This is a genomic window from Helicobacter sp. T3_23-1059, assembly GCF_053654515.1.
In genome coordinates, this window is the sequence record NZ_JBSIUV010000060.1 from 1 (window position 1) to 9704 (window position 9704).

General features: G+C 40.2%; 7 protein-coding genes and 1 pseudogene. 6 read left to right on the forward strand and 2 right to left on the reverse strand.

Annotated features, from left to right (window positions below):
• A pseudogene (locus tag ACWIX0_RS11645) lies at window positions 1-2904 on the forward strand (hypothetical protein); the annotation flags it as partial.
• Window positions 2905-3040: 136 nt separating this feature from the next.
• Window positions 3041-3553, forward strand: a complete 513-nt coding sequence (locus tag ACWIX0_RS11650; protein WP_454174162.1) for a hypothetical protein — start codon at window positions 3041-3043, stop codon at window positions 3551-3553.
• Here ACWIX0_RS11650 and ACWIX0_RS11655 read toward each other — a convergent pair.
• Window positions 3515-3691, reverse strand: a complete 177-nt coding sequence (locus tag ACWIX0_RS11655; protein WP_454174163.1) for a hypothetical protein — start codon at window positions 3689-3691, stop codon at window positions 3515-3517. The two genes, ACWIX0_RS11650 and ACWIX0_RS11655, sit on opposite strands and share 39 nt — an antisense overlap.
• Before the next feature lie 313 nt (window positions 3692-4004).
• Between ACWIX0_RS11655 and acnB the strand changes: the two genes are divergently transcribed.
• From acnB to ACWIX0_RS11670, 3 genes are all read left to right on the forward strand, one after another.
• Window positions 4005-6572 (forward strand): bifunctional aconitate hydratase 2/2-methylisocitrate dehydratase, encoded by a 2568-nt coding sequence (acnB, locus tag ACWIX0_RS11660; RefSeq protein ID WP_454174164.1) that lies wholly within the window; start codon window positions 4005-4007, stop codon window positions 6570-6572.
• 287 nt (window positions 6573-6859) lie between these two features.
• Window positions 6860-8404, forward strand: coding sequence for a DNA repair protein RadA (radA, locus tag ACWIX0_RS11665; RefSeq protein WP_454174165.1), 1545 nt, complete (start codon window positions 6860-6862; stop codon window positions 8402-8404).
• 8 nt (window positions 8405-8412) lie between these two features.
• Window positions 8413-8535: a hypothetical protein gene (locus ACWIX0_RS11670; protein WP_454174166.1), complete on the forward strand. Its 123-nt coding sequence runs from the start codon at window positions 8413-8415 to the stop codon at window positions 8533-8535.
• Between the two features lie 233 nt (window positions 8536-8768).
• Here the strand turns inward: ACWIX0_RS11670 and ACWIX0_RS11675 are convergent, their stop codons facing one another.
• Window positions 8769-8984 carry a hypothetical protein gene (locus tag ACWIX0_RS11675; RefSeq protein WP_454174167.1) on the reverse strand — a complete coding sequence of 72 codons (216 nt, stop codon included), beginning with the start codon at window positions 8982-8984 and terminating at the stop codon, window positions 8769-8771.
• A gap of 88 nt (window positions 8985-9072) precedes the next feature.
• On the opposite strand from ACWIX0_RS11675, the gene ACWIX0_RS11680 reads away from it, so the two are divergent.
• Complete coding sequence (locus ACWIX0_RS11680; protein ID WP_454174168.1) at window positions 9073-9588, forward strand: hypothetical protein; 516 nt, start codon at window positions 9073-9075, stop codon at window positions 9586-9588.
• Window positions 9589-9704: the final 116 nt, after the last annotated feature.

Here is a 9704-nt window from a genome sequence, read left to right on the forward strand (position 1 = left end):
CCCATCTCCATTGCGGATTTGCAAACCTCTTATTCCCCCTCCCTTGCGGAGGGGGCTAGGGGGTGGGTAAATCAAACTCCCGCTTCCTTAAAAAACGCTACAAATGATTCTAATGTGGGCTATACCCACCCCCAAACCCCCTCCGCAAGGGAGGGGGCTTTAAGAAGTGTTGCCACTCTTTCAAGAGAGGGGGCTTTTAAAGCCAAAAATGCAAACACCTCTCATACCGACAACATTTGCCAAACTGATAAAAAGGCAATTTGTCATACTGAGGCTTTAGCCGAAGTATCTCAAAAAGCAACAAAACTTTGTCATACTGAGCGTAGCGAAGTATCTCTAAAAAACATAGATTGCCACGAATTTGCAACTTTTAACAAAGTCGCAAATTCTCGCGATGACAAAAAAGCAAATCCTCAAAACAACAAGAAAAAACGCCTAGCATTGTCTATAGCCACTAGCGCGGTTATAGCTAGCCTTAGCATAGATAGTCTAGTAGCGGGGTGTAGTTGGGCAGAGGATTGGAGCAGGGGAGATGCAAACTCACACGGCTTTGGTAGATATGCTAAAGTCGATTGCACGGGCTATAATGCCACAAATACCATACAAAACGGGTCGAATACTGCGCTAGGTGGTGGAGGATACTATCAAAACACTAGACTAAATCTATATGGCAGTAGTGGAAGGGGCACAGTAACTCTGGCTTTCACAGGAGATACATCTAGGAATAACGGCAAGTTTTCGCGTGCTTCTACGACTAGAGAGCTTAGATTTTTAGGATTTCAGGGAGTCATACCAAAACCAAAAGAACAGAATCAACAAGGAACGGATTTTAATATATCTAATGCCACAACTAATCCTGCTGGCTCTGTTGGCATATATTTTAGTGGTGGGGCAAGGGTAAATTCTATCACTATATCTCAGGGCAATATAAACACGCTAGATATAAATGGTGGTTCTTTGCTAAATTCTGCTACGGTATCAGCAGGTGCTACTTTAGGCAGTCTTACGATTCAGGGTGGTTCTAGTCTTAATAGCAAGCTTACAAGTCAAGGGACAATCGATACGATGACACTAGGCGAGCGAAATCAAGCAAATTCTGCTACTTTAGGTAATACGGATTTAAGTGATGCAAATATCAATACCCTTTTGGTGCTAAGCTATAACTTAGTCTTAGGGGATAATGCAGACACTACCATAGCAAACGGACAAGGCCATATCAAAGTAAAAAATAACACCTTCGTAGGTGTCGCAGATAACGCTATAAGAATCTCTAGGAATCTAGGCGACACTGCGAAAAAAGGGAAAATGTATTATTTTGATGAGCTTATACAAGGCTCTAGCAATAATCCAAAACTAGATACTAGGCATGTCATACCTGAATCTGGGTTTAATATGCAAATAGGCACAAAAGATGGTAAATATGGATTTTATATCGTAGCGGATGCTAGCACGACTTATGGTGCAAATATGTATCGCTCTTTGGCGATGAGCAATATGCGCCGTAATGCGATGACGCAAAATATCCTAGATACGATGACGACAAAGACATTTCATAGCGATAGATACTACAATCAAGAAGTAGAGCTACGGCTATTGCAATACGATATGTCTCGCCTTACAAATCGTAGCTCCAAATTTAACAAACAAAAGCGAAAAAATGAGCGCAAAATCGATAAAGTGCGTGAGAGAATCGCTAAGCTAACTTTGGAGCAATCTAAAGGGCAGAATTTGGACAAAGGCTATAATAATTTTGAATTGATAGACCAACTAGATGCGATATTTATCCCTTATACAGGTAGGAGGGATTATCGCTTCTTTGCACTTCCGTATGCTAGCTACACTTATGGCTACTTAGCGCAAAATCAAGCGCAAGAATACGCAGGTGGTGCGTTATTTGGATTGCAACGAAATCTAGATAACAAAGGCATACTAGGAGGCTATCTAGGATATGAATTTAGCAACACCGATACCATTACCGCAGGTGCAGATACTCGTATCCAAACAAATAGTTTGCAAGCGGGGCTAACTTATTTTAAAACTTTCAACATTACCTCGAAAGTGTGGGAAGGATTTTTGAGGGCAAATGTGCGCGGTGGAGTGGATTTGCCAATGCTAAAATTTAGCTTTGGGCAAAGCACACTAGAAGTAAAATCTGATTCTAAAAACACTTCAATCCCTCTGCTATGGAATGTAGGCGCAGAAATCAAAGGTGGGCTAACTTTCTACCAATACAAGCGAAATAGCTATCTAAGCCCTGAAGTATCTTTGAGCTATGATATGCTATCTACATTTGATACCAAGACAATAAGGCCATTTGTATATACAAATGCTTCTTTGGTAGGCAATAATGATGAGTTTTATAAAGGCTTTTATTGGCATTTACCCCAACTAGGTGCAGCACTTCGCTACTACAAAATGTGGGGAAATACTTTCCGCACAAATCTAAAAGTAGGGGTAAAGTATAATATGCTAAACAAGCAAGATGTAACCGTTACTTTGAGGCAACACGACAGCGAGTCAAACGGGGTTAGGCAATATAAAGGCGAGGAAACCCCTACAAATAAAATCACTTTGCCTGCTGTCTATGGAAATCTAGCCTTTGATATGATATGGATGATAAAGAAAAACCACGAGCTAAGTTTTGGTTATGATGGGCTTTTTTATGCTAGCTCGTTTGCAAAAGATAGATATGGCAGTGCGACAGATGATTGGTTTAATGGCGTAACTACGACTTTGAATTTCAAATACGCTTATTGGTTTGGCGGGAGCGACTATGTAACCGACAAAGACGGCAACGCAGTCTCAAGAAGCATAGTCGAAGGTAGCAAGAAAAAATCCAAATCTAAGTCAAAGAAAAAGAAAGAAAAGAAATCTAAGAAAAAGGTTTATTACATTGATGGGTAAATCTTATTTTTGGTAAATCTTGGGCTTTTGGAGGGTTTTTGTTCCCCCTCCCTTAGCACGAGGGGGCTAGGGGGTGGGTAAATCTTGGACTTAGACTTATTTGAATTTGAGCTTGGGCTTTTGGAGGGGAAAAATCTTGGGCGTAGGCTTATTTGGTTTTAGATTTATGCAGGGGGTTTTATCCCCCTCTCCCATTGCGGAGAATTTTGCCTTTTCCCCCTCCCTTGCGGAGGGGGTTAGGGGGTGGGTATCTTTGGAAGTATCCAAATCACCCGCTTCCTTAAAAAGCCAAAACCTACAAAGTAAAGAAAAAACAGATTCTAGCAAAGTAGATATTGCAAAAGCAAAATTTAGCATTGCAAATCTTGCAAATGCAAAATCTAATAATGAAAATTTTGCTAGCGCAAAATCTACCCACCCCCAAACCCCCTCCGCAAGGGAGGGGGCTTTAAGAAGTGTTGCCACTCTTTCAAATGAGGGGGCTTCTTTTTGGGCTTATTCCAAAAGGGAGGGGGCTTTAATAGCCAACACTACCACCAATATTTGTCATACTGAGCGTAGCGAAGTATCTCTAAAAAACATAGATTGCCACGCAAAATCTAACGATTTTCTAAAGAAACTGCGCTTTTGCTTGTTTTTCTCGCAATGACGGCGTTATTTCCCCCTCCCTTAGCACGAGGGGGATTAAGGGGGTGGGTTTTTTGTCATTGCGAACGGATTTTGCATAAAATCCGTGTGGCAATCTATGCAAAAAAAGCAAAATGGATTGCCATAAATTTGCTAGCATAAATCCTAGCAATAAAAAAAACTCATATCATACTTACGACATAATCTATAAAAAAGCACCAAAAAAAAGCATTTTCTAAAAAAATAGCGCATTGGTGAAATTTTTGTATTTTTTAACGACATTTTTGCGTTTTTTGGATTTTGGTTTTGTGTGAGGTTTTGTAGCGATTTTACACATAGACATAAAAGTTAAAGATTTTTTTAACTCGCCTTAGATTAGATTTGCTATACTTACATTTTCTGTAAGGCTAGATTTTGCGATATAAATATATTTGTAAAATCTAGCCATTTATAAGAATCCAAAAGGAGAAAAAATGCAATTTATCACAGCTTACAACAACGCCCTAAACGAACGCGCAAAAGAGGGAATCCCACCACTACCACTAAAGCCAAATGAGGTTAGCGAAGCTATCAAAATCTTGCTAGATTCTAGTGCAAATAAAAACGACAAAGATTTTGCCCTAGATTTGCTTACCAATCGTGTAAGTCCGGGAGTCGATGAGGGGGCAAAAATCAAGGCAGAATTTTTAGGAGAAATCATTGAAGGCAAAAAATGCGATAGTATAGATGCAAATCTCGCTACAAAACTGCTAGGGACAATGCTAGGTGGCTATAATGTGCCGTTTTTGTTAAAAGCCCTAGAATCTAGCGATGAAAATGTGGCAAAAACAGCGGCAAACGCGCTAAAACATACGCTTTTAGTCTATGATGCGTTTGATGTTATCGCAGAAAAAAGCAAATCCCTACCATTAGCAAAAGAAGTGCTAGAATCTTGGGCAAATGCGGAGTGGTTTTTGCAAAAGCCAGAATTGCCACAAGAAATCAAACTAGCCGTGCTAAAAATCGATGGCGAGACAAACACTGATGATTTAAGCCCAGCAAGCGATGCTTTTACGCGTAGCGATATTCCTTTGCACGCAAAGGCTATGCTAAAATCTAGGGTGCAAAACTATGAAGCGCGACTAGAATCTATCAAAAAAATCGCTAAAGAAAATGACGCAAGTGTCGTATATGTGGGTGATGTAGTCGGCACAGGTAGCAGTCGCAAATCCGCGTGTAATTCTATCGTGTGGCATTTTGGAAATGAGATTCCTTTCGTGCCAAATAAAAAAAGCGGTGGATTTGTCATCGGTGGAATCATCGCTCCCATTTTCTTTGCGACTTGTGAAGATAGTGGCTGTCTGCCTGTGGTGGCAAATGTCGATGCACTAAAAGAGGGCGATATAATCACGCTAAAACCACATAATGGCGAGATAGTCAAAAATGGCGAAGTAGTCAGTAAATTTAGCCTAAGTCCAAATACGATTTTTGATGAAATCCGCGCAGGAGGCAGGATTCCGCTTATCATCGGGCGAGGACTTACCAACAAAGCACGCAAGTTTTTAGGACTAGGAGAGAGCGAAGTATTTGCCAAAGCCTCCCAGCCACAGCAAAGCCAAAAAGGCTACACTTTAGCACAAAAAATGGTAGGCAAAGCCTGCGAAAAAGATGGCGTGAGAGCGGGCGAATACTGCGAGCCAATCGCCACCACTGTTGGTAGCCAAGACACCACAGGTGCGATGACGCGCGATGAAGTAAAAGAACTTGCAAGCCTTAGTTATAGCTCAGATTTTGTTATGCAGAGCTTTTGTCATACGGCAGCTTATCCAAAGCCAGCAGATGTTAGCCTGCAAGCGACTTTGCCTGATTTTATGACTTCGCGCGGTGGTGTGGCGTTGCGTCCAAAAGATGGTGTGATTCACTCGTGGCTAAATCGTTTTTGTCTGCCAGATACCGTTGGCACGGGCGGGGATTCTCATACGAGATTTCCTATCGGCATTAGCTTCCCAGCGGGTAGCGGGCTTGTGGCGTTTGCTGCGGTTACGGGAAATATGCCTCTAAATATGCCAGAATCCGTGCTTGTGAGATTTAAGGGAAAATTAAACGCAGGGATTACTTTGCGTGATTTAGTCAATGCGATTCCCTACTATGCGATAAAGCAAGGGCTACTAACCGTGCCAAAACAAAACAAAAAAAATATTTTTAGTGGCAAGGTGCTAGAAATTGAGGGGCTAGAAAATATAAAAGTCGAGCAAGCATTTGAGCTAAGCGATTCGAGCGCGGAGAGAAGCGCGGCTGCTTGCACGATTGCGCTAAACAAAGAGCCAATCATTGAATACCTAGAATCTAATATCGCGCTTATCAATGCAATGATAAAAGATGGCTATGGCAACGCAAAAACGCTAGAGAGACGAGCGCAAAAAATGCGCGAATGGATAAACAATCCTGTGCTAATGCGTGCAGATAAAGACGCGGAATATGCCGCAGTGATTGAGATTGATTTAGCAGAAATAAAAGAGCCGATTTTGGCTTGTCCAAATGACCCTGATGATGTGGCGACTTTGAGTGAGATTTTGGCTGATTCTAAGCGTCCTAAAAATATCGATGAAGTCTTTATCGGTAGCTGTATGACAAATATCGGGCATTTCCGTGCGTTTGGCGAGATAATGAAAAATGAGGGGCAAAGCGTTACGCGCACTTGGCTTGTGCCACCTACCAAAATGGATTCTAAACAGCTTAGCGATGAGGGGTATTTTAGCCTCTTTGGTGCGAGTGGAGCGAGGATAGAAGTCCCCGGATGCAGTCTATGTATGGGCAATCAAGCAAGGGTAAAAGATAATGCTGTGGTGTTTTCTACCTCCACGCGCAATTTTGATAACCGAATGGGCAAAGGAGCGCAAGTGTATCTAGGAAGTGCTGAGCTAGGTGCTGTGTGTGCGAAACTAGGACGCTTGCCAAGCGTAGAAGAGTATCTCCAAATCGTCCCACAAAAGCTAGGGGATAATACTGCAAAAGTATATAAATACTTAGAGTTTGACAAAATAGAGGATTTTGCACTTTAGGTTTTTGCGTGTGATTTTGCATTTTTGTGCTATTTTCGCGCTAAATCCACGCTTTTTTTTAAGTGTGGATTGCAAAATCTAGCTAAAATCTTGTCAAAATCTACTCCAAACTTCTAACACAAAATATAGCTAGCATAAAATCTAACTAGCAAAAACCTAGCGTGGCTTTTGACTATAAAAACCACGCTAAACTGATTTATACTTCATTTTTTCTTGCTAAAATTTCGTTTTTTTTATCGATTTGGAAAAAATTAAAATCTTATACAAAAATCTAAAAAGGGCAAAAAATGGCAAAAAAATCTAGCCTTTTTGAATGTCAGCATTGCGGATGGCAGACGACTAAATGGCTTGGTAAATGCGGAGAATGTGGGAGTTGGGATAGCCTAATAGAGCTAAATCAAATCCAAAAAGATTTTATCAAAGCACAAAATAATGCCATAAATTCTACAAAAAGCGCATTTCTAAACTCCACAAATAACCCAAAAACCCCGCTTCCTATCACGCAAGTAAGTAGCGAGCAAAATCATTTTTTTAGTTCTTATGAAAACGAGCTAGACATCGTGCTAGGCGGTGGAATCGTGCGAGGTGGGCTATATCTTGTCGGTGGTAGCCCAGGTGTAGGCAAATCTACGCTGTTGCTAAAAGTCGCTGGCAATCTTGCTAAACATAGCCATAAAGTGCTTTATGTCAGTGGCGAAGAGAGTGCTGGGCAGATAAAACTCCGCGCACAAAGGCTTGATGCTATCCATAATAATGTATTTTTGCTAAATGAAATCAATTTAGATTCTATCAAATTTGCCCTGCATAGCGGAGTGCAAAATCCAAACAAAAATCCTAACGAAAATCTAAACAATAAAAATAACAACATATCCCAAAACAACAACATAGGCGAGGATATACAGGGTGAAAAAATAGCCCAAAATCCACAAAATGAGAATCTAAAAAAAGAAAATCTAAACAAACAAAACACAAAAGAAGCAGGGTTTGATTTGTGCATTATTGATTCTATTCAGACGATTTTTTCGCCAAATATCGCTTCAGCACCGGGCTCCATAAGCCAAGTGCGAGAGATTACTTTTGAACTTATGAGACTTGCAAAAGAGAGAAATATCAGCATTTTTATCATCGGGCATATCACAAAAGAGGGCAGTATAGCAGGTCCTAGGGTGCTAGAGCATATGGTAGATTGCGTGCTATATTTTGAGGGGGATTCTAGCAAGGAGTTGCGCTTGCTAAGGGGGTTTAAAAACCGATTTGGCACGACAAGTGAAATAGGGATTTTTGAGATGAGTGCAGATGGACTGCATAGTGCTAAAGAGGCATCTAGGGCTTTTTTTACGCGCAAAAAAAGCGTGGCAGGGAGCGCGGTAAGTGTGATTTTGGAGGGTTCTAGGGCGTTAGTTATTGAGATTCAAGCATTAGTGAGCGAGAGCTATGGCAACCCACGCCGTCAATCCACAGGCTTTGATAGCAATCGGCTAAATATGCTACTAGCCCTGCTAGAGCGCAAGTTAGAGATTCCGCTAAATCGCTATGATGTCTTTATCAATGTTGTAGGAGGTATTAAAATTACCGAGACAAGCGCGGATTTGTGCGTGGTGGCAGCCATCATTTCTAGCTTTCGCAATCGTCCTTTAGGCATAGAGAGCGCATTTATCGGTGAAGTGAGCTTGACAGGCGATGTGCGCGAAGTAGGCAACCTAGAAGTGCGACTAAAAGAAATGCAAAGCTATGGGCTAAAAAAAGCGATAGTCCCTAAAATCCCGAGCTTTCAAACCCCTATAAAATGCTTTGCGCTAAGCGAAGTAAGCGAAGTGCTTGATAGAATGTAGCATAAACGATGATTTTAATCCACACACAAAAGAGTGAAATTAGCGCACAAGAGAGGTGTATTTTTAGCAAAACCGCTTTCAATGACGGCAATGCAAATTTTCGCAATGACGGCTTGCATTGTCATATTTAAGCGTAAGCGAAGTATCTCAAAATCTCAATAAAAATAGAGATATTTCGCTCACTTCGTTCGCTCAATATGACAAAAAATAATTCGTCATTGCGAGAATATTAGATTCTGCTAGTATCTAATATTCGTGGCAATCTATTTATCAGTCTTTGTCAAATGCGTGTTTTTTAGCATTTTATAGCGATATATTGCCACGATAATGCTTACGCAAAATCTCGCAATGACAACAACACTTTTCATACTGGGCGAACGAAGTAAGCCGAAGTATCCAAAAAGTAAATTCTGCAAATAGTCATATTTTCAACATAATGCGATTTTGCACAAACCTTTGGATACTTCGGGCTTGCGCTCTCAATATGACAAGTGTTTTTAGTGTGAAAAAATGTTGTCATTGCGAGTGGATTTGTCAAAAAAAATCGTTCGCAACGACAAACAAAAACTACTTCACACAAAATCTATCCTTAAAATCCACATTAGCAATCTGTTTTTTTTTTTTTTTTGTAGAGTTAAATTTTAATTTTTGCAAAAAGGAATGCGACAATGAATAAAATACGATTCACTTCCAAAGAAAAAGAAAAAATACAAAAAGCATTGGAGTTGTTTTTTGAGCGAAGCAATGCAGAGGGCGATACAATCACGGGGCTAAATACATTTGACATTATTTCATATTTGGGTTTTTTGGTTGATTATGGGTATTTTGTGGATTGTTCATTTGGCGTGGGCAAAATGGCTAAAGACACTTGGATTATATTTATACGAAAAGATATTCCACATATTAAGGCTAGTTGGGGAGTGTATCCTAGAATCTGTTTTCATACCGAGAAATCTAGCAATCCAATAGAAGTAAGTATTGATATTTCGGTAAGCAAACACAAGGAAACAGGACAATTATATAAATTTATAGCTAAACCAGAAGTATCAAACTACAATAGCCACAATATAGCAAAGTCTTATTTTGACTATCCAAACTACGACATAGACGCAATTATTGCCAAGCTAGAGCAAGGTTTGCAATGGTTTTTGCAAATCCCTGCTAGCGAATTAGAATCTTATTAAAAAAGGAGCAAAAAATGAAAAAGCAAGATTTGACGCAGAACAAACTTAAAAACTTAAAATCAAAAGTCAAAGGCTGGTTTGATAAACCATATCAATTTAATAGTTGGATTTTGTTT

Excerpts from the sequence above, each read along its gene's own strand:
- acnB (WP_454174164.1), top strand. The coding sequence starts at position 4,005 with ATGCAATTTATCACAGCTTACAACAACGCCCTAAACGAACGCGCAAAA.
- radA (WP_454174165.1), top strand. The coding sequence starts at position 6,860 with ATGGCAAAAAAATCTAGCCTTTTTGAATGTCAGCATTGCGGATGGCAG.
- ACWIX0_RS11680 (WP_454174168.1), top strand. The coding sequence starts at position 9,073 with ATGAATAAAATACGATTCACTTCCAAAGAAAAAGAAAAAATACAAAAA.
- ACWIX0_RS11670 (WP_454174166.1), top strand. The coding sequence starts at position 8,413 with ATGATTTTAATCCACACACAAAAGAGTGAAATTAGCGCACAAGAGAGG.
- ACWIX0_RS11655 (WP_454174163.1), bottom strand. The coding sequence starts at position 3,691 with ATGCTAGCAAATTTATGGCAATCCATTTTGCTTTTTTTGCATAGATTG.